Origin of the sequence: Paraburkholderia sp. 35.1 (assembly GCF_050436525.1) — a bacterium.
In the GTDB taxonomy this organism is placed as follows: Bacteria; Pseudomonadota; Gammaproteobacteria; order Burkholderiales; family Burkholderiaceae; genus Paraburkholderia; species Paraburkholderia tuberum.
Genome location: NZ_JBNDMJ010000002.1, coordinates 599,935 through 619,879 on the forward strand (window position 1 = coordinate 599,935; position 19,945 = coordinate 619,879).

20 protein-coding genes and 1 pseudogene are annotated in these 19,945 nt (G+C 63.8%); 9 read left to right on the plus strand and 12 right to left on the minus strand.

All coding sequences use genetic code 11. The annotated features are described in order from the left end of the window. Positions 1-8 precede the first annotated feature (8 nt). Both OKW27_RS08585 and OKW27_RS08590 read right to left on the minus strand, forming a co-directional pair. A complete protein-coding gene (locus tag OKW27_RS08585; protein WP_090808016.1) occupies positions 9-413 on the minus strand; it encodes a DUF3224 domain-containing protein in 405 nt (134 codons plus the stop codon). An 83-nt stretch (positions 414-496) separates the two neighbouring features. Beyond that, entirely contained in the window at positions 497-1,447 is a 951-nt protein-coding gene (locus OKW27_RS08590; protein WP_090808014.1) for a LysR family transcriptional regulator, read from the minus strand. An 82-nt stretch (positions 1,448-1,529) separates the two neighbouring features. Between OKW27_RS08590 and OKW27_RS08595 the strand changes: the two genes are divergently transcribed. Next, a complete protein-coding gene (locus OKW27_RS08595) occupies positions 1,530-2,249 on the plus strand; it encodes an SDR family oxidoreductase (protein WP_090808012.1) in 720 nt (239 codons plus the stop codon). Positions 2,250-2,272: 23 nt separating this feature from the next. Here the strand turns inward: OKW27_RS08595 and OKW27_RS08600 are convergent, their stop codons facing one another. From OKW27_RS08600 to OKW27_RS08610, 3 genes are all read right to left on the minus strand, one after another. Beyond that, a complete protein-coding gene (locus OKW27_RS08600; RefSeq protein ID WP_429333206.1) occupies positions 2,273-3,682 on the minus strand; it encodes a DHA2 family efflux MFS transporter permease subunit in 1,410 nt (469 codons plus the stop codon). 55 nt (positions 3,683-3,737) lie between these two features. Beyond that, positions 3,738-5,000 carry a multidrug effflux MFS transporter gene (locus tag OKW27_RS08605; protein WP_184073506.1) on the minus strand — a complete coding sequence of 421 codons (1,263 nt, stop codon included), beginning with the start codon at positions 4,998-5,000 and terminating at the stop codon, positions 3,738-3,740. Positions 5,001-5,187: 187 nt separating this feature from the next. Continuing rightward, complete coding sequence (locus OKW27_RS08610) at positions 5,188-5,346, minus strand: hypothetical protein (RefSeq protein ID WP_429334638.1); 159 nt, start codon at positions 5,344-5,346, stop codon at positions 5,188-5,190. A gap of 90 nt (positions 5,347-5,436) precedes the next feature. On the opposite strand from OKW27_RS08610, the pseudogene OKW27_RS08615 reads away from it, so the two are divergent. Next, positions 5,437-6,225, plus strand: a pseudogene (locus OKW27_RS08615) (LysR substrate-binding domain-containing protein); the annotation flags it as partial. 131 nt (positions 6,226-6,356) lie between these two features. On the opposite strand, the gene OKW27_RS08620 reads toward OKW27_RS08615, so the two are convergent. The 4 genes from OKW27_RS08620 to metC are packed head-to-tail and all read right to left on the minus strand — an operon-like array spanning position 6,357 to position 9,818. Then, a complete protein-coding gene (locus tag OKW27_RS08620; RefSeq protein ID WP_090808004.1) occupies positions 6,357-7,127 on the minus strand; it encodes an amino acid ABC transporter ATP-binding protein in 771 nt (256 codons plus the stop codon). After that, positions 7,124-7,774, minus strand: a complete 651-nt coding sequence (locus tag OKW27_RS08625; protein ID WP_090808002.1) for an amino acid ABC transporter permease — start codon at positions 7,772-7,774, stop codon at positions 7,124-7,126. Before OKW27_RS08625 ends, OKW27_RS08620 begins: the two co-directional genes overlap by 4 nt. A 2-nt stretch (positions 7,775-7,776) precedes the next feature. After that, on the minus strand, positions 7,777-8,616 hold the full coding sequence (locus OKW27_RS08630) for an ABC transporter substrate-binding protein (RefSeq protein ID WP_429333207.1): 840 nt from the start codon (positions 8,614-8,616) through the stop codon (positions 7,777-7,779). Between the two features lie 38 nt (positions 8,617-8,654). Beyond that, positions 8,655-9,818, minus strand: coding sequence for a cystathionine beta-lyase (gene metC / locus OKW27_RS08635; RefSeq protein WP_090807998.1), 1,164 nt, complete (start codon positions 9,816-9,818; stop codon positions 8,655-8,657). Positions 9,819-9,918: 100 nt separating this feature from the next. Between metC and OKW27_RS08640 the strand changes: the two genes are divergently transcribed. The 6 genes from OKW27_RS08640 to OKW27_RS08665 all read left to right on the plus strand — a co-directional run bounded on the left by OKW27_RS08640 (position 9,919) and on the right by OKW27_RS08665 (position 15,507). Next, positions 9,919-10,833 (plus strand): LysR substrate-binding domain-containing protein, encoded by a 915-nt coding sequence (locus tag OKW27_RS08640; RefSeq protein ID WP_429333208.1) that lies wholly within the window; start codon positions 9,919-9,921, stop codon positions 10,831-10,833. A 288-nt stretch (positions 10,834-11,121) separates the two neighbouring features. Then, complete coding sequence (locus OKW27_RS08645; protein WP_090807993.1) at positions 11,122-11,721, plus strand: cytochrome b; 600 nt, start codon at positions 11,122-11,124, stop codon at positions 11,719-11,721. A 77-nt stretch (positions 11,722-11,798) separates the two neighbouring features. Further along, a complete protein-coding gene (locus OKW27_RS08650; RefSeq protein WP_429333209.1) occupies positions 11,799-13,250 on the plus strand; it encodes a glycosyltransferase family 2 protein in 1,452 nt (483 codons plus the stop codon). Positions 13,251-13,463: 213 nt separating this feature from the next. Beyond that, on the plus strand, positions 13,464-14,654 hold the full coding sequence (locus OKW27_RS08655; RefSeq protein ID WP_184057830.1) for an aromatic ring-hydroxylating oxygenase subunit alpha: 1,191 nt from the start codon (positions 13,464-13,466) through the stop codon (positions 14,652-14,654). Between the two features lie 220 nt (positions 14,655-14,874). Then, complete coding sequence (locus tag OKW27_RS08660) at positions 14,875-15,000, plus strand: hypothetical protein (RefSeq protein ID WP_260321012.1); 126 nt, start codon at positions 14,875-14,877, stop codon at positions 14,998-15,000. 72 nt (positions 15,001-15,072) lie between these two features. Beyond that, positions 15,073-15,507 carry a rubredoxin gene (locus OKW27_RS08665; protein WP_429333210.1) on the plus strand — a complete coding sequence of 145 codons (435 nt, stop codon included), beginning with the start codon at positions 15,073-15,075 and terminating at the stop codon, positions 15,505-15,507. Between the two features lie 33 nt (positions 15,508-15,540). Here the strand turns inward: OKW27_RS08665 and OKW27_RS08670 are convergent, their stop codons facing one another. Together OKW27_RS08670 and OKW27_RS08675 are read right to left on the minus strand one after the other, a co-directional pair. Further along, positions 15,541-16,395 carry an oxidoreductase gene (locus tag OKW27_RS08670; RefSeq protein WP_429333211.1) on the minus strand — a complete coding sequence of 285 codons (855 nt, stop codon included), beginning with the start codon at positions 16,393-16,395 and terminating at the stop codon, positions 15,541-15,543. A 229-nt stretch (positions 16,396-16,624) separates the two neighbouring features. After that, positions 16,625-17,563, minus strand: coding sequence for a LysR family transcriptional regulator (locus tag OKW27_RS08675; RefSeq protein WP_429333212.1), 939 nt, complete (start codon positions 17,561-17,563; stop codon positions 16,625-16,627). A gap of 120 nt (positions 17,564-17,683) precedes the next feature. Between OKW27_RS08675 and lysA the strand changes: the two genes are divergently transcribed. Continuing rightward, entirely contained in the window at positions 17,684-18,940 is a 1,257-nt protein-coding gene (gene lysA / locus OKW27_RS08680) for a diaminopimelate decarboxylase (RefSeq protein WP_429333213.1), read from the plus strand. A gap of 36 nt (positions 18,941-18,976) precedes the next feature. On the opposite strand, the gene OKW27_RS08685 is transcribed toward lysA, so the two are convergent. Then, a complete protein-coding gene (locus tag OKW27_RS08685) occupies positions 18,977-19,897 on the minus strand; it encodes a LysR substrate-binding domain-containing protein (RefSeq protein WP_429333214.1) in 921 nt (306 codons plus the stop codon). Between the last annotated feature and the right edge of the window lie 48 nt (positions 19,898-19,945).

Genomic DNA, 19,945 nt, shown 5'->3' on the forward strand with positions numbered 1-19,945 from the left:
TCGGCATGTCAGTCGCCGGGCAGACGATAAGCGAACTCGTACGAATGCGCGCCGTCGACGATGTCGATCCTGAACTCGCCTTCAATGCCGCTCAGCTCGCCCGTGCCTGAATCCGGCACGACCGTCACCGCCAGCGCCGCTGCGCCGCGATTCATCACGCCGATATGCTGCAGCACGAACGTGCCCTGCTTGCCCGCCAGCGTGCCAGTGACCTGTTCGAGCGCGACATAGCCGGCCGAGCCTTTGACGTTCGTCATCGCGCTCAGCATTTGCCCTTGGGTGGTCGCGGCGAGATCGCCGGAGATCTGCTTGTCGATCGACATGCGGCCGAGCTTCGATTCGGCCTCCGCGTTTTCAAACGGCATCGGTTGAAGGGAGACGATGAAGGTGCCTTTTGCGACGTGGTGAGTCATCGGGATTTCCTCCGAGCTTGAACGGGCGACGGCGAAGCGGCGAAACGAACCGTGACGCTTCCGAACCGTAGCACACGTCGCTGTCAGGGCGCTGCACGCGCAGTGCCGTCGCTCGTGCCGAACGCGTCCGCGAACTCGCGCTTCAACCACGCGAGCGCCGGGTCCTGGTCGTGCGCCGCGGCCCACATCAGCGAAACCTCGTAGCCCGGCACCTCGAATGGCAGCGGACTCAGCGCGAGACCGAGCGTATCGCGCCAGACGCGGCCGATGAACTCCGGCACCGTCGCGATCGCCGCCGTGCGTTGCACGATGAACGGACTGGTCGCGAAGTTCGAGCTCGAAAACAAGACGTCGCGCTTCAGTCCCTGCATCTCGAGTCGTTCATCGATGAAGCCGCGCAGCTCGGCGCTGAACGAAGTCAGCACATGACGGTGGCGCAGAAACTCGTCCATCGACAAATGCTTGCGGCGCGTCCTGACGAGTTGGGGGTTGTAGACGCTCACGAAGCGCCATGAAAACAGCGGCGTGAATCGCTGCCACGGCACGCATTCGCGGAATACGCCGACCGCGAGTTCGATCGCGCCATCGTCGAGCATCGCGGCGGCGCGCGTCGAATCTGTGGAGCGCGCGATCAGCTTCACGCCGGGTGCGGTGTCGGCGAGGCGCGCGATGATCTCGGGCATCAGCAGCAGTTCGAGCGAATCGCTAAGGCCGATGCGGAACACCCGCTGCGCGCGGGCCGGATCGAAGACGGATGGCTGCGTGAGCGCCTGATGCAGCGATTGCAGGAACGGCTCGATCTGCCGCGCGAGTTCGAGCGCGCGCGGCGTCGGCGTCATGCCTTGCGGCGTGCGCACGAACAACTCGTCGCCGAACGTTTCGCGCAAGCGCTTGAGCGCGCCGCTGACGGCCGGTTGCCCAAGAAACAGCCGCTGCGCGGCACGCGTGACGCTGCGCTCTTCCAGCAGCGCGCGGAAGGTCAGCAGCAGGTTCAGGTCGAAGCGCCGAAAATCATTTTCAATGATGTTGGCCATGACATTAAACGATTTGAGTGATGGGCTCGCACCGCGCATTCTACTGCCACGGGGTCTCCCGTTCACACTCAGGAGCAATGACATGGACTGGCAAAATCAGAAGGTCGTGGTGCTAGGTGGCTCGTCGGGCATTGGGCTCGCGCTGGTGAAGCGGCTCGTGGCGGCTGGCGCGAGCGTCGTCGCGGTGGGGCGCGACCGCGCCAAACTGGACGATGCGCTGCTTGGCATCGGTGGACAGGTGACGAGCGAGGCGCTCGATTGCGCCGATCGGGCGGCGCTCGGACACTTCTTCGGCGGCCTCGGCCGGATCGATCATCTGGTGATGACGCTGTCGGGCGGTGAAGGCGCGGGGCCGTTTGCTGAACTGGATCTGGCCGCGCTGCGGCGTGGCTTCGAGGCCAAGTTCTGGCCGCAGCTCGAAGCCGCGCAGACCGCGCTACCCACGCTGCGTCGCGACGGCAGCCTGACGTTTCTGACCGCGATTTCGGCGCGCATCGCGAATCCGGGCACGGCGGGTCTGGGTGCGATCAACGGCGCGCTCGAAAGCATGATCGGCACGCTGGCGCGCGAGCTTGCGCCGCTGCGCGTGAACGCGGTGTCGCCGGGTGTGATCGATACGCCGTGGTGGGACAGATTTCCCGCGAGCGTGAAGAGTGAGCTGTTTCGGCAGCAAAGCGAAACGCTACCGGTGCGGCGCGTCGGGCAGGCCGACGATGTCGCGCACGCGCTGCAGTTTCTGCTGGAGAACACGTTTATGACGGGGGCGGTGATCGAGTGTGATGGCGGCTTGCGGCTACTGTGAAGTACGGGCGCGGGAATGCGTGGTCAGGCGTTCTTCGCCCGCTGAACGCGAACCGGCAGAAACATCGCCGCCGCGAAGCACAACAAGTGCAGCCCGGCCAGCAGCACGAACGTCGGCAGAAAGCGGCCGGGCTGTGCACCCGAAACACCGTGCAACGCCGACGCTATCACCATCGAAAGCAGCGTCGTCGCGAACGGACCGCCCACTCTCTGCGCGACGTTCAACGCAGTATTCGCAACCCCGAGCCTTTCTCTCCCGATCGACGAATACGCGGCCGAGATCGACGGCACGCTGATCGTCCCTTGACCGACGCCCGCAAAGAACAGACCGACCGCGGCCCATCCGGCGGAGAACGAATCAACGCTCAGCCACAGAAACACGAGCGTGCTCAGAAACGCCAGCAATGCGCCGCCCGCCGCGAGCGCGCGGCAGCCGAGCCGCTCGGTCAACCATCCGAGCAGCGGAAATGAGCACATCATGCCGACGCCGGTTGCCGCGAGCAGGCCGCCCGCGTGCGTGGCCGACAAACCGCAGCCCGCGATCAGAAAAAGCGGCACGGCGAGCTGCCGTCCATACATGATCCCGTTCGCGAAGAACTGGGCGAGTGCGGCGACCGAGAACGTACGTGTCGCAAACATGCGCACGTCGATCAGCGCGGTATGGCCTTTGCGCGCCGCGTACAGCACGAAGCCGGCGAGAAACGCGACGCCCGCGAGCAGACACGCCAAGCCCACCGCTCGCGACGCGTCCTGAAGTCCATAGACAAGCGCGACGAGCCCAGGGGAGATCAACGCAAAGCCGGTGAAATCGAACGGTCGCTTCTGCGACGCGGCGGCATCGCGCGGCAGCAGCAACACCGCCATCGCGACGCCGAAAGCGCCCACCGGAACATTGACGAAGAACAGCCAGGGCCAGCTCGCGTGCGCGAGCACGAGGCCGGCCAGCACCGGGCCGAGAATCGGACCGAGCAGAATGGGTAGCGCGGTGTAGCCCATCACCCGCTCGAGGTTCTTGCCGGCCACGCGTCCGATCATCATTTGTGCCATCGGCACGAGCACACCGGCAACGAGGCCCTGGAAGATGCGCGCGCCGATCAGCTCGCCGATCGTCTGCGCCGCGCCGCACAGCATCGACGCTATCGTGAACGTCGAAAAGCAGAACAGGTACAGCCGCTTCGCGCCGATGCGGTCGACCAGCCAGCCGTTGAGCGGCAACATCAACGCCATCGCGAGCAGGTAGCCGCTGACGATCCACTGCGCGGTAGCGATCGACGCATCGAGCGTATGGCCGATCGCCGACAGCGACACGTTGACCAGCGTCGAGTCCATCTGCGACATGAACGAGCCGATCGACACGACCGCCGCGACTTTCCACACGGTCGGATCGATCCGCGTGGAAGCGGATGCGCAGGCGCGCTCGCGCATGCCGCTCATCGGTCCGCGCGTGTACAGATGAAGGTCTGGCGTTCGGTCGAGCTCATGTGCCGGCTCACGCTGCCTTGCCGCTCGCGCTCGCCGCGGCCGCAGGCTGTACCTGCTCGAGATGGCGCAGCAGCTTCGTCACCATCACGACGACGACGAACGCGAGGACCACGAAGAACAGCGCGAGCGGTGTGAGCACCTGTACCGACACGAAGCCGGCCAACCCCATCATCGCCGATGAAACCAGCAGCAGCGCGCAGCCGAGAATCGCGCTCGTCAGACCCGCGATGTGCGGGAACAGCGAGTTGCCCTTCGCCATCAGCGTCGGATACATCGCGCCGGCGCAGAAGCCCATCACGAGCACAGGCGTCGCGAGCGTCCACACGCGCAGACCGACCGTCAGCGCGAGCAGCAGCATCGCAAGCGACGCGGCCGCCATCAGCCGTGCGCCGATGCGCAGCCGCTGCTCGGCGCTCGGCAGGCCCGGACCGTGCAGGCGATTCGACAGACCGCCAAGAAAGTACATCATGCCGATGCCGAGCGCGAGGTAGCCGAAGAAGGTCGGCGGCTTGTGCAGCGTGGTCTGCACCATGAACGGCCCGACGATGTTGAACACCAGCAGGATGCTGTAGCACAGGCCCTGCGCGAGGAAGCAGCTCTGGAACACGGGGCTCGCGAGCACTTTGCGCGCGTTCGCGGTCAGCGTGCGCGGTTCGAGATGGACGGGCTTCGGCAAGGTCTCGCGATAACGCCACAGCAGCGCCCACATCACCAGCGAATAGATCAGCAGAAATACGAGGCACGCGCGCCAGCCGAACGCGGTCTGCAGATGCGCGCCGATCACCGGCGCGACGATCGGCGCGAGCCCCCACGCGATCGACATGTACGTGAACGCATGCAGCAAGGCCTGACCCGCGAACGAATCGGTGATGATCGCCTTCGCCAGCAGGTTCGTGCTCGCGATGCCGAAGCCCTGCAGTGCGCGGGCGAGGATGAACGTCTCGAGATTGGGCGCCGCGAGCGACAGCAGGCAGCCGACCGTGTAGACCGTCAGACCGAACGCGAGCACGCGCTTGCGGCCATACGCGTCGGCGATCGGACCGAAGATCAGCTGACCGAACGCGTAGGCGGCCATGTAGCCGGTGACGCTGGTCTGGATCGCTTGCGGCGAGGTGCCGAAGTAGCGCGCCATCGCGGGCAGCGCGGGCACGTAGATGTCGATGGCGAGCTGTCCGGCGGACGCGAACAGGCAGATCAGGAATAGCAGGAAGCGCGGCGAGTTCGGGGCGGAGTCGGCGGAAGCGGGGTGGTCGGCGGTGGCGTGGCTCATGGGTGCATCGAAAGGGAACACTGGCGGCGCGGGCATCGATGCGTTCGGATATCGAACGGAAAAGGCGCGAATGCCCCCGGCATTATCGCCGGGTATTGTGCCCGTGGTATGGCAGGAAGTGGGATAGTCCCTGGCGGGGGTGTGGGATGGCGCGGCCGACGAGCGCGCTATCCCGCCGCAACGAGGCTCATTTCGCGCAGTCGTCGATCGACCGCAGCAACGCGCCCTGGTCTGCCGGGTCCTGGAAGAACGCGACGAAGCTCGCATGCTCGTCGTTTGCGATGCGGCCGGAGCAGTCCTTGCCTTTGAGCGGGGGGCGAGACGCCGTCCAGATCATCGCCATCACGGCGAAAGCCAGCACGACGCCTGTAAAGACGAGCCCGAGCAGTAACGACCTGGCGTTGTCCGATATTGCGTCTAGCCGATGCGAAGCCGCCCGCGGCTCGCAATGCATATCGCGGATCTCGAGAGCCGCGTCGGCGCGCCGCTGTTGTCGCGCAAACGCGGTCAGGTGCGGGCCTCGGCGATCGGCGAGACGCTGGTGGCCTATGCGCGTCAGATGCTGGCCAATGCCGAGCAGGCACTGGAGGACGTGCGGCGACAGGTGGAAGGGCTCGGCGGACGGGTTCGGCTCGGCGCTTCCACCGCGGCCATCGCGAATCTGCTGCCGCAGGCGTTGGAACGACTGGCCGCCGGGCATCCCGGCATCGATGTGCAAATCGCCGTGCTGACTTCGCAGGAAACGCTGACGCGACTCGCCCAGGAGTCGCTCGACGTGGGCATCGTGGCGCTGCCGCAAGCGCCGCTACGAGGGCTATCGATCGAAACATGGCGCCGCGATCCGGTGGTCGCGTTCATGCCGGCCGGATGGACGTGTCCAGCTCGTATCACGCCGCAATGGATCGCCGCGAAGCCGCTGATTCTGAACGACGCGACCACGCGGCTTTCGCGTTTGACGACGGAATGGTTCAGCGCGGCGGGGCAGCACCCCACGCCGCGCATCCAGCTCAACTACTCGGATGCGATCAAGAGTCTCGTCGCAGCGGGATACGGCGCCGCGCTGCTGCCGCAGGAACCGAGCCGCTCGTCGGCCGACGCGCGCATCGTCACACGGGCGCTGCGCCCTGCGTTATGGCGACAGCTGGGCCTGGCCTTTCGCGCGGGTCCCGTGGAGCGTCCGACTCAGCATGTGCTCGACGTATTGCGGAGTTTGCGGTTGAGCTAGCGGGCTGTGTTACGTCGCCGACGCTTTCCGCCTCTCCTGCTCCTCGCGATAAAGCACGAACTCTTCCGCCAACGCTTTTGCAACGGAAGCCCTACGCGTGATTCAAGGCGGTGTCGCGGCGTGCTCAATACTCAGGTCTCGATCAGATGCAGAAACTGCCTTACCCGTGGACTGCTGCCTTCACCAAAGAAGGCTTGCGGTGTCGTGTCTTCGGCAACCACGCCGCCGTCCATAAAAACAACCCGATCCGCTACATCTCGCGCAAACCGCACTTCGTGCGTGACGATCAGCATCGTCATGCCCGCTTTGGCAACGTCGCGCATGACGGTCAGGACATCCTCCCGCAGCGCTGGATCGAGAGCAGACGTTGGCTCGTCGAAGAAGATGACCTCTGGATCCATCGCGAGCGCCCGCGCGATCGCTACGCGCTGCTTCTGACCGCCGGACAGCCGTGCCGGATATTCGTTGGCTTTTGCGGCCAGCCCAACCTGTGTCAGCAGGTGAATTGCGCGCTCCGACGCTTGCGCACGAGGGACACCCTTGACGCTGACCGGACCTTCCATCACGTTTTCCAGTGCTGTCCTGTGCGGAAAGAGGTTAAACGACTGGAACACCATCGCGGTGCGCTGGCGGATCGCGCGGATCTTCTTCTGATTCTGGCGTGACGGTTTTGACAAACCGTTGCATTCGACATCAATGCCGCATACTGTCACGCTGCCGGCATCCGGTACCTCGAGGAAGTTCAGCGAGCGCAGCAGCGTGGTCTTGCCCGACCCGGAGGGACCCATTACAACGACAACCTCGCCTTTCGATACGCTGAAATCGACGCCGCGCAAGACATGGTTGTCGCCAAATGCCTTCGAAAGTCCACGGACTTCAATCGTCCTGATATCAGTATTCATACAAAACGCCTCGAAATGCGATTCTCGAGGACGGTCTGGACGATCGTGAGAATCTGGTTGATGCCCCAGTAGATCAGGCCGACCATCAGGAACATTTCCATGTAGCGGAAGGTGGAGGCGCCGACCTGGTCGGCGACGCGGGTCAGTTCTACCACCGTAATTGTCGAAGCGAGGGATGTATCTTTGATGAGTGCAATCATGCGGCTGCCGACAGGCGGAATGGCGATGCGTAGTCCTTGGGGAAGAATAACCCGCGACATGGCTTTCCAGTAACCCATGCCCAGCGACATCGCAGCTTCCCACTGGCCCTTGTCCACCGCGTTGATGCCGGAACGGAAGTTCTCGCTCAGATACGCGGCCGAAAACAGCGTGAGCGCGAGGAGCGCGGCGGGAACCGGGTCAAGTGTCAGACCGTACCGGGGCAAACCGAAATAGATCAGCAGTATCTGCACGAGCAGCGGCGTGCCACGGAAGATGGATACATATGCGAATGCGAAGGCGCGTAGTGCGCCTATGCTGGAGATACGAGCCAAGGCGACAAGCAACCCTAGCGTCGAACCGAGCACAAACGACAACAAACCGAGAAAGAGTGTCATCAGCACCGCACTCTTTAACAGCGGAAGCGAGCGCATGAAAAGCTCGATCATGACTACTCCTTGTGTGCCTTCGCTTTGGTGATCGTGCCGGCCATATCGTAATCTTGCCCGACCCACTTCCTGGCAATGGCCTCGATCGTCCCGTCAGCCATCATGTCTGCAATCGCCTTATCGACCGCTGCGAGCATGGCCGGTTGGCCTTTCTGCAAAGCCGGCGCTGATAGCTGGTAGATCAAGGGTTCGCCCACTTCCTTGACCGGTAAATGGTTGACGTTGGCGTACTTCATGCCGCCGAAGTGCGAGATGATGACTGCGTCGATACGTCCATTGCCCAGATCGCTGAAGACGAGTCCCCCGTTATCGTACGAACGAATGTCGGAGTCATGCAGGTGTGCTCGTGCCCACGTTTCATTGCTCGAGCCAGTGACCACTCCCACTCGCTTGCCTTTAAGGGTTTCCTTGCCCTTAATGTCTGTGTTGCCGGCGGGTACGAAAATGCGGAAATCCTCCACGCCGTATGGTTCGCCGAAATCAACCTGTTGTTGCCGTTCAGGTGTAGGCGTGAGATCGTTCATCACAAGGTCGTACTTGCCCGTCTTCAACCCTTCCACGAAGTTCTTGAACGAATCGGCGACGAATACTACGTTCGGCACGCCAATGCGCTTGCCGACTTCCTTTGCAATTGCAACGTCATAGCCGACAGGTTGATTGTTTTCGTCAAGCATGCTCCATGGGGGACTACTCTGGGTGTTGGCCACGCGCAATGTGCCATTCGCCTTCACCTGCGCGAGAAGATCCGCTGCCTGCACAGTAGCGGGTGAACTGAATGCCGCGGAAAGCGTCACGAAACTCGCTACCGTGGCAAAGCGTCTCCATCCATTGATTGATTTCATCTCGTACTCACTCATCCAGGTAAATTGAATTAAAAAATCTACGCAGCGGTTGCCCGGGCGCGTCCGAATGCGTCAAGACCGGCATTCAGATCCGCAAGCAGCATCGCCGGGTCCTCCAACCCGATCGAAAGGCGCACGATAGGCTGGTCGGTAAGCGGGAACGCACGCTCGGCCTGCAACGGGGCCGGGTAGTAGGCAGCGAGGCTATGCACGCCTCCCCAGCTCGCCCCGATGGGGAAATACTGGAGCGTATCGAAGAATGCGTTGAACGCGTCCTCCGCCGCGGGCTGGAGGATCAGGGAGAAGAGACACCCGCTGCTCGCAAAATCCCGCTTCCAGATGGCATGACCGGCATCGGACGGCAGTGCCGGGAACAGCACCTTGCTCACTTCCGGGTGACGTTCTAGTTCCCTCGCAATCTGCAGCGTTGAGGCGCTCTGGGCAGCGAAGCGGACCTTCAGGGTTTGCAGGCCGCGCATGACGAGGAAGCAGTCATCAGGGCTGGTCTGCTGGCCGAGAACGCTCTGCGTCTCGCGCAAGGTCGCGTAGTAATCCGCGTCGTTCATGCTGATGCAGCCCGCCAGTAGATCCGAATGACCACCAAAAAATTTCGTCGCGGCTTCGACGCTGAAATCCACACCATGTTCGAGCGGTTTGAAAGCGAGCGGGCTTGCCCAGGTGTTGTCCATCATCGTCAATACGCCGTGACGTTTCGCGACTTCGACGATCGCCGGAATGTCGGGCATCTCCATCGTCACCGTCCCCGGCGACTCCATGCAGATCATGCGGGTGTTGGGCTTGATGTACTTTTGAATCGCAGCCCCGATTGCCGGCGGATACAGTTCGACCTCGACGTTGAAGTGCGCCAGCCACTTATGCGCGAATGTCTTGAGCGCGCCGTAGCAGGCAGCGGACACCAGCAGGTGATCGCCGCCGCGCACGAAGCCCATCACGGTCGTCATCAGCGCGGATTGACCGGAAGGCGTCACCACGCAATGCGCGCCACCTTCGAGCTCGGCGATGCGGTGCTCCAGTTCACGAGCCGTTGGCGTTCCGGTGATGCCATAGCTGTAACCGTCCGGTTGCCGCTCCTTGCGGCGCGAAAACTCGGCCAGAGAATCGAATACAACTGTCGATGCCCGCATGACAGATGGGGACAGGCTGCGGAACGGCTGCGGCGCTTTCTGGGGATTGCTTGTCATCTTGCTCCCGGCGATGCCTCGTGGTGGATTGATGATCGAAGTTTACTTTTACCCGGGATTGCATCAACATCGGAAATAATTAGGTCAATAAGTGTAGGTTATGCGGATCAGGGATATCGAAGTATTCAGGGCGGTCATGAACGCAGGAAGCACGAGCAAGGCGGCGGCCCTGCTCGGCATTTCGCAACCGGCTGTCAGTCAGGCCATCAGGCGTCTGGAAACCATGGCGGACTTCGGCCTGTTCGAGCGGATACGCAGCCGGCTCGTTCCCACCCCGGAAGCCGTCGCCCTGATGCGTGAGGTTGACCAGTACTTTCGCGGATTTGAGGTCATCGAGCATCGAATCCGTAGTTTGCGCTCCTACGGATTGGGCCGGATGGCGATCGCCTCTCTGCCGGCACTGGGCACAGGCTTTCTGCCACGTGTCATTGCGGCGTTCGATGCCCCGTCCAGAAACGTGCAAATTTCGCTACAGGTGATGAGTTCGCGCGAAGTGCATGAGAAGGTCTCGGCTGGACAGGTGGATTTCGGCCTGATGTCCGACGAGATGTCGATGGCCGGCCTCGAACACTCGGTGTTCGCGCGTATGCGGGCTGTCGCAGTGATGAACTCGCATCATCCTTTGGCCACGCGTCCTGTCATCGCTGTTGCGGACCTGCCTGAATTTCCTTTCATCGCGCTGAATCCCGAAGACAGCACCAGGCTACGCCTGGAAACGCAACTCACGGCACGCGAAATCCGTCTCAAACCGGTCGTCGAGACGCCGTATTCGCACACGATCTGCGAACTGGCGCTCGCTGGAGTCGGTATAGGAATCGCTCATCCGCTCGTGACGTTGGACTTCGCAGAGCGGGGACTCGTCGTGAAGCCGATCGACATCGAGGTAATGTTCACCGGAGTGCTGGTGTTTCGCCCTGGTACCCCACTCACGGAAACCGCGAGGCAGTTCATGCGGCACATGAGAATGCAGCTCGAACGTGACCAGAAGGCGCTCAAAAGGGCGCTGGCGAATTGATCGGATAGAAATCGGAGACGCAAGCGCAAGGTGAACACGATGCTGCCGGGCGTCCCGCGCTGATCTGCGGGACGCCAGCCAGAACATGGGCCAAAACACCAGCTAAAAAGCAGCCACGCGAGTGCGATTTCCGCGCGTGTCGTGCCTCCAAAGCTCGAAACAAACTGAAACACGCAGGTTAAGCGCTTTGCGGAATAAAACGGCACACTTGGGCGTTTGCCTGATACCAGTAGCGTCGATTTTCAAACAGCTTTCACGGCATTCATCGCCCTCGCGAACGGAACCCCCATGAACACCCAAGCGAATTCCCTGACCGATTCGACCGATGCCTCTCGCCCGCCGCGCTATACGCGCACCGCGATGACGCTGCACTGGCTGATCGCGTTGCTGATGTGCGTCAATGTCGTGCTCGCTCTGTCCGCTGATTCGCTGCCCGACGACTGGGTGCGTCCGGTGATCGACACACACAAATCGATCGGCATCACGGTGCTCGGGCTCGCGCTGCTGCGCATCCTGTGGCGCGTGTCGCACAAGCCGCCGCCGTTGCCGCGCGAGTTTCCGTCGTGGGAAAAGATTGCCGCGCACCTCGCGCACTTCGCGCTGTATTTGCTGATGATTGCGTTGCCGCTGTCCGGCTGGCTGCACGATTCCGCTTGGAAAGACGCGGCCACGCATCCGATGCAGTGGTTCGGCCTGTTCCAATGGCCGCGCTTCGGCTATGTGATGCATCTCGACCCGACGCTGAAAGAGACGTTGCACGATCGCTTCGGCGCGCTGCATGCGTGGCTCGGTTATGCGCTCTATGCGTTGCTGGCGATGCATATCGGCGGCGCGCTCAAGCATGAGTGGCTCGATCGCAAATCGGTGTTGAAGCGCATGACGCCGTGAAGCCGCCGCGTGTTTTTGATGGCGCGAACACAGCTTCGCCAACTAACCGCAACCCAGTTGAACCTGAAACACTCACCTTGAAGAAGACCCTAGAACAGGCACTCGCTGTCGCGTCGCCGCGCATTCTGCCGCGTCGCGCGACGCTATCGAGCACGCTGATCCATTCCAGCGTCGTCGTGCTGTGGGCACTGCTGTTCGCGCGAGCATTCTTTCTGCGTGGCGCGCTCGCGTGGTCGACCGGTATTGCGTATGTCGCATACGACACGTTGCTGCTCGCGTTCGTCACGTGGAAGTCGTTGCCGCTCACGCGCCGCGCGGCGCCGCTCGAAGCCGACCACGAACGGCGCGAGTTGCCGGCCATGGGTGTCATCGTCGCGTCGCGTAACGAGGCGGCCGTGTTGCCGGTCACGCTCGCCGCGCTGCTGCGGCAAACGCACGGCCCCGCGCAGATCGTGATCGCCGACGACGGCTCCACCGACGCCACCGCCGAGCTGCTCACGCAACGCTTCGGCCTCACGCCCGCCGCCGACGGCGTGCTGAGCGCGCCGAGCTCGCAGCATCCGAACCTGTTCTGGCTGCGCGTGCCGCACGGCGGCAAGGCCCGCGCGCTGAACGCCGCGATCACCGTGATGACGACCGACACCGTGATGACCGTCGACGCCGACACGATGCTCGACGACGACGCCACCTACGCGATGCGCGCCGCGTTCGCGAGCGAGCCGTCGCTCGTCGCGGCAGCGGGCATTCTCGTGCCGGTCTGCGGCAAGTCGCTGTCGGGCCGCGTGTTCCAGTGGTTCCAGACCTACGAGTACATGCGCAACTTCATCGCGCGTTTCGCGTGGATGCGCGCGGACAGCCTGCTGCTGATCTCGGGCGCATTCGCGTCGTTCCGGCGCGATGCGCTCGTCGCGGTCGGCGGCTTCGATCCGCAGTGTCTGGTCGAGGATTACGAACTGATTCACCGGCTGCGCCGCTATTCGGTGGATCACGAGCTCGGCTGGGACGTGCGCGTGGTCGGCGAAGCGCATGCGCGCACCGATGCGCCCGACACCCTCGCGAGCTTTCTGCGCCAGCGCCGCCGCTGGTTCGCGGGCTTCCTGCAGACCCAGTACTGGAACCGCGACATGACCGGCAATCCGCGCTACGGTACGCTCGGCATGCTGATGCTGCCGGTCAAGGCGGTCGACGCGATGCAGCCGATCTACGGCCTCACGGCATTCGCATTGCTACTCGGTTTTCTGTTCGGCGGACACGGGGCGATCGTCGTGTCGATCTTCAGCGTGATCGGCCTGAAAACGGCGATCGATCTGGCGTTTTACCTGTGGAGCATCCATCTCTACCGGCGCTGGACCGGCGAGCGCAGTGGCAACAGTCTCGGCATGGCGATGCTCGCGGCCGTTGCGGAGCCGTTCTCGTTCCAGCTCGCGCGTCATCTGGGCGCCGCGCTCGGCTGGCTGCATTTTCTGCGCGGCGGCCGCGCGTGGGGCGTGCAACGGCGCTCCGGGATCGTCGCGGTCGACGAGGATTGAGCAGCTCGAAGTGCAGGTCAATGTTTCCGTAGGGCGGGTGTGGTAAAGGAAGCTCGTCACCCTGATGCGCGCTGCCGCGCAATGTGTGCTGCGACGCATCGCGCATGCCGGCGAAAGTGCCATGCGACGGCTGCATCAAGTAGACTGATGAAGATGCCGCACTGCCATGCAGCGCGGCAACCTTCCATCCGCTGGTGCACGGAGGCTTGACCTATGCATGCAGTTCCCCCGCTCGAACAGGACCAGGAATCCGCAGGCGCAACGCTCGCTGCCGCGCCTGCTCAAGCCACTCACGAGGCGCCGGTGCGCGATCTGCGCCGCGTCGCCATTCATCCGGATTACTGGTACCCACTCGCGTGGTCGCATGAAGTGAAGCGCGGCAAGACGCTCGGCGTGACCTTCGCCGGCGATCCGATCGTGCTCGCGCGCACCGGGAGCGGCAAAGTGTTCGCGCTGGAAGATCGCTGCGCGCATCGGCAGGTGCCGCTGCATCAGGGCGTGGTCGACGGCGAATCGATTCGCTGCGGCTATCACGGCTGGACCTACGACTGCTCGGGCAAGTGCATCGACGTGCCGTACCTGGGCCGCGAGCGTCTACCGAACGGTGTGCGCTCGTATCCGTGTCAGGAAGTGGAGGGACTGATCTTCGTGTTTCCCGGCGACGCCGCGCTCGCGGAGGAGCGGCCGTTGCCGGGCTTTCGCTCGGTGTCCGACCCGAAGTACAAGACGCGCCGTTTCGGCCGTCCGGTCAAGTGTCATTATTCGTTCATGCACGAGAACCTGATGGACATGAATCATCAGTTCCTGCATCGCCGCCAGATGGGGCGCATGCGCGCGCGTTCGCTCGGGCGGCGGCGCGGTGAGGGCTGGGTCGAGGTCGACTACACGTTTGCGCGCATGGAGGGGCAGCAGCCGCTAGGCGAGGCGATGGTGTTCGGCGAGAGGCGCAAGACCGGTGGCTCCGGCGACAAAGACGTCATGACGATCCGCACCGAATACCCGTTCCAGACGCTGCAAATCCGCAACGACGAGCAGACGCTGGTGATGGACCTGTGGATCGTCTATGTGCCGCTCGACCGCGAGCAGCGCACCAACCGAACGTTCGGGCTGCTGTCGATCCGCAAGCCCGGCATTCCGGGTGTGATGAATCTCGCATGGCCGCTGCTGGTGTGGTTCACCGAACGCATTTTCAAGGAGGATCGCGAGATCGTCGAGGCGGAGCAACGCGCCCACGATTCGCAGGGAGCGGACTGGAATCACGAGGTGTTCCCGGTCATCAACGACTTGCGCGCGCTGCTGCGCGAGTGCGGCGCGCCGGACCAGGTGGTCGGCGCGGGCACCGGCGATACGGCGGTGATCCGTTTCTGGGATTCGCGTCACGGCGATCCGCTCGCCAAGACCTGAGCGCGGCGCGGGTGTGTTCACCGGCGCCGCGCACCCCGTCCCGCCACGGCTTTCCCCCTCGCCGGGAATTAATCCATCTTCCCACGGTAGACAATGCGCGGCGCGCGAGCGGCGATAATATCGCCCGGTACTTTTATTGCGCGCGAGTTTGCGCCAATCGACATTCGTCGCGTCCGCACCCGTGTACCATTGCGCTTTTTCCGAACTTCAAGACTCGCTCGTGACCTCGCAACAAACCCCCACCAACTCGCGTAAATCCCTCACTCTGCTGCAGTTGCTTGGCCTGATCGGCGCCGCTGGCCTGATCGCCTCGATCGCGCTGAATTTGCTGGTCCACGCGCACTGAAGCAGCGCCCGCGTCGCGCGGGCAGCCTTGTGCCGGCGCGCGTCGCCGGCTTTCTCGAGATTTTTGATTGCCATGTACAAGAAGGGCGTAGCCGTAGAAATCCAGTTTTCCCCCGAGCGGCTCAACGACGGCGCCGGCGATCCGTACTGGATCGATCTGACCCGCGACGAAGCGCAGCGCCTGCTCGACAGCCTGACGGCGCGGCTCGCGGGAACCGGTAGCGGCACGGTCGCGCCGCTCGTCGTGAGCCTCGATGCGACGGCGCGCACGTGCGCGGCGGATGCCGCTGCGACCGGTATGCCCGATGCGCGGTCGGCCGCGAACGTCGCGACAGCCGACGACTTCAAGCAATGGGTCTGCGTGATCTGCGGCTGGGTCTACGACGAAGCCGCCGGCGTGCCGGAAGAGGGCATCGCGCCGGGCACGCGCTGGGCCGATGTGCCGGCCGACTGGCGCTGCCCGCTGTGCGATGTGGGCAAGGAAGATTTTGCGCTGGTGGAGTTTTAAGCGGCGGGCCGAGGCTCGCCTGATAAACCCGCTCTACGCCGTCCCTTCCGGATAATCCGCCCCCTCGCTCGTCGCTCGCCAGGTGTCGAAATCGCCGCGCAGAAAGTCGAGCTTCCTGTACGCGAGATCGAGCGCGGTCTTGCCGAGCAGCAGACGCAGCGGCGGCGCGTCCGACAACGCCGCATCGATAATCGCCTGCGCGGCTCGCACCGGGTCGCCGGCCTGGTTGCCGCTGCGCGCTTCGGTCTGCTTGCGGCGCTCGCCGGCGGTCGACGCATAGTCGTCGATCAACGTTGCCGACTGCTTGATCGACGGACCCGCCCAGTTGGTGCGAAACGGCCCAGGCTCGACGATCAGCACGCCGATGCCGAGTGGTTTCACTTCCAGCGCGAGCGATTCCGACAGCCCTTCCACTGCGTACTTCGTCGCATGGTAGTAGCCGGTCGCCGCGAAACTTGCAATCCCGCCAATCGACGACACGTTGACGATCAAACCGCTGCGCTGCTCACGCATGATCGGCAGCACGGCCTTCGTGATGTCGACGAGGCCGAACACGTTGGTCTCGAACATCGCGCGGACTTCGCTGTCCTCGCCTTCCTCGATCGCGGCCAGATAACCGTAGCCCGCGTTGTTGACGAGCGCGTCGACGCGGCCGAAATGGCGCTTCGCCTGCGCGACCACGGTTTCTATCTGCGCGCGATTGGTCACGTCGAGCGGCAGCACCAGCGCGCGCTCGCCGTGCCCCTCTGCGATGTCCTTCACTTTCGATGCATCGCGCGCGGTGACGACCGCGCGCCAGCCGCGTTCGAGCACGAGCTTCGCGAGCTCGCGGCCGAAGCCGGTGGAACAGCCTGTGATCAGCCAGACGGGATTGTCTCGATTCATCATTTGGAACACTCCTGTTGAGGGTCTATGACGTGAAGACTGGGAAACGGCGCTAACAACGGCGCCCCGATGCGGCGCAGACGCGCGGCGCGTCGGTAATCGGTATGCGGGTGATGTCAGCTCGAAGCGTGCCCGGTTCGCGCGGCGAACGGTTCGGGCGGTGGCCCCGCGCGAACGCGCGTGGCGCTGCGCGGATTCGCCCGGTGATGAAGCGGGGACGCCGCCGTGACTGCTATGAATGCGATGACCGCTTGGGGCTGGTGTGGCGCTTCAATTGTAGCCGCAGCGCGGCGGCTTCGCTTTGCAGCGCGCCGACGAACGCGTCCGCGAGCGGATGCGCGGGCCGGTGCTCGGGACGGATCACGCTGACGCGAAACGGCAGCGACGACGCGAGCGGCCGGATATGCAGATTGTGGCCCGCGAAATCGAGCGCGGTCAGCGGATTGACGATCGCAATGCCGAGCCCTTGCCGCACGACGCTGCACACGGACACCGCGGTCGGCGTTTCGATCAGCAGGCGGCGCGCGATGTCGGCTCGCGCGAACGCTGCGTCGATTTGCAGCCGGTATGGATCGTTCGCGGACAGGCTGATGAACGCCTGATCGGCGAAATCTTTCAATGCGATCACGCGTTTCGCGAGCAGCGGGTGAGCGTCGGGCAGCACACACACTTCATCGACGGCGATGAGCGGCGTGAGCCGCGTGCCGGGCGGCGGCGCGTCGTGCTCGGTGAGGCCGAGGTCGTAGCGCTGCGCGCTCAGCCATTCTTCGAGAAACGGCGACTCCTGCGTCGCGATCGATACGCTGACGCCCGGCTGCACATCGTGAAAGCGTTTGACGGCGCCCGGCAGGATCGAATGCGAAAACACCGGCAGCGCGATCACGGACAGCTGGCCACCCTTGAATTCGCGCAGCGCGGCCGCGGTCGACGCGACGCGTTCGAGCCCGACATACGCGCGCTTGATCTCGTCGAACAGCGTCAGCGCGGATTGCGTGGGACGTAGCCGGCCCTGCACTCGCTCGAACAACGCGAAGCCGATGCTCTGTTCCATGCGCGCAAGTTCGCGGCTTACGGTGGGCTGCGACGTGAACAGCATCTCGGCTGCCTTGGTCACGCTGCCGGCCGTCATCAGCGCGCGGAAGATTTCGATGTGCCGGTGCGTGAGCGCCATGGTGGGTCCGTGCTATATCAAAAGTGAATAGGTGAGCAATAGATTGGTATTTTACTGAATGATCGCCACGGATCATCATGTCGGCTATCGCTTTCGCAAAGCTTCGACATGCAACCGACCATGACGCCATTCGACTCACGTCAACTCGCCGACCTCGCGCGCCAGCACGGCACGCCGCTATGGGTCTATGACGCCGACACGATCCGCCAGCGCATCGCGCAGTTGCGCAGTTTCGACACGATCCGCTACGCGCAGAAGGCCTGTTCGAACGTGCACATCCTGAGGTTGATGCGCGACGAAGGCGTGATGGTCGATGCGGTCTCTTTGGGTGAACTCGCGCGCAGTTTTGCCGCGGGTTATGCGGCTCAACCCGCATCGAACGGTGGGCCCGAAGGCGTCGTCTTCACCGCCGACGTGCTCGACCACGCGACGCTGGCCACCGTGCTCGACGAGCGAATCACGGTCAACGCCGGCTCGCCCGACATGCTCGAACGGCTCGGGAGACACGCGAGCGAAGGCCATCGCGTGTGGCTGCGGATCAATCCCGGCTTCGGTCACGGCCACAGCAGCAAGACCAACACAGGCGGCGAGCACAGCAAGCACGGCATCTGGCGCGATGAACTGCCACGCGCGCTCGAACTGGTGCGGCGCTATCGGCTGAAGCTCGTCGGGCTGCACATGCATATCGGCTCGGGTGTCGATTACGCGCATCTCGCGAAAGTATGCGATGCGATGGTCGATGCGGTGTCGCAACTCGATCAGGATATCGAGGCGATTTCCGCGGGTGGTGGTTTGTCGGTGCCGTATCGCGATGGTGAGCTGAGTGTCGATACCGCGCATTATTTCCGGCTGTGGGACGACGCGCGGCGCCGCATCGAAGCACGCGTCGGGCATCGCGTGCGACTCGAAATCGAACCGGGGCGCTTTCTGGTCGCGCAGGCAGGTGTACTCGTCGCCGAAGTGCACGCGCTGAACCGGCGGCCGTCGCGGCAATTCGCGTTGCTCGATGCGGGCTTCAACGACCTGGTGCGGCCGTCGTACTACGGCAGTTATCACGAGATCAGCGTGCTTCGGCGCAACGGCACGCCGAGCGATGCGCCGGCCGGCTCGTTCAGCGTGGCGGGGCCACTGTGCGAAGCCGGCGACGTGTTCACGCAGGCGCAAGGCGGTGTCGTCACGAGCCGGTCGATGCCCGCGCCTCGAGTGGGCGACCTGCTCGTGTTCCATGACACAGGCGCGTACGGCGCGTCGATGTCATCGAACTACAACAGCCGGCCGCTCGCGCCCGAGGTGCTGATCGAGCGCGGCAACGCGCGGCTGATCCGGCGCAGGCAGCGCATCGAAGAACTGATAGCGCTCGAAGCAACGGCGGCTTGAGCGGCGCATTGGAGCTCAACACTCAACACTCAACGCTCAATGCGCCCGCACCGCGCGCGTGTACGACGCCATCATCGTCGCGAACTCCTGCGCGGCTGGGGTCAGCGGAATCGCGGCGCGTTGCAGCAGACAGACGTTCTGCTGCAACGCGCGCTCGCGCACGGGGATCGTCGTCAGCACGTCCGCGAACGGCCCGCGCTTCGCGATGACCGATGATTCGAGCGACAGGCAATCAGTCGCGGCTACCAGGTGCAGCGTCTCGTACAAGCCCTCGACGGTCGCGACGATCTTCGGCGGCGGCAAGCCGTAGCTATCGAACAGATGGCTCAACCGGTTGACGTGCGGCTCCTCGGTCAGATTCGGCGAGCGCGTCGTCACCCACCTGCAATCGACGAGTTCGGCGAGCGACTTCGCGCGCGCCTTCGGATGACCGCGCCGGCACACGATCACCGGGTCGGACGGATAGAGCGGCGTGACCGACAGATCGGCGGTGTCGGTCTGCTTCGATACGAGCGCGACAGCGAAATCCAGCGTGCCTTCGCGGATCCACGAAATCATCATGCGCGACGTGCCCGTGCGCAGATGCACGGCGACGCGCTCGAAGCGCGCACGAAACTCCATCAACACGGGCGCGAACGCGTCGACGAGCGGCTCTGTCGTCATGCCGAACGTGACCTCGCCCACGTAGTCGCCGCGCAGTTGCCGCACGTCCTCCTCGGCACGCTCGCATTCACCGAGGATCGCGCCGGCCCGCTGCAGCAGCCGCTGGCCCAGCGCGGTCAGCGCAATGCCGCGATTGGTGCGCGTGAACAGCGTCGCGCCGAGCATCGATTCGAGGTTCTGCAACTGCTGCGTGATGCCGCTTTGCGCGATGCCGAGCGCGCGCGAGGCCGCGCGGATGCTGCCATGCTCGGCGACCGCCGTGAACGCGCGCAGCTGGGAAATCGTCAATGCCATGGCGACAGGGTTTGCTGATCGGTAAAAGTGATCATGATAGTCCGAACG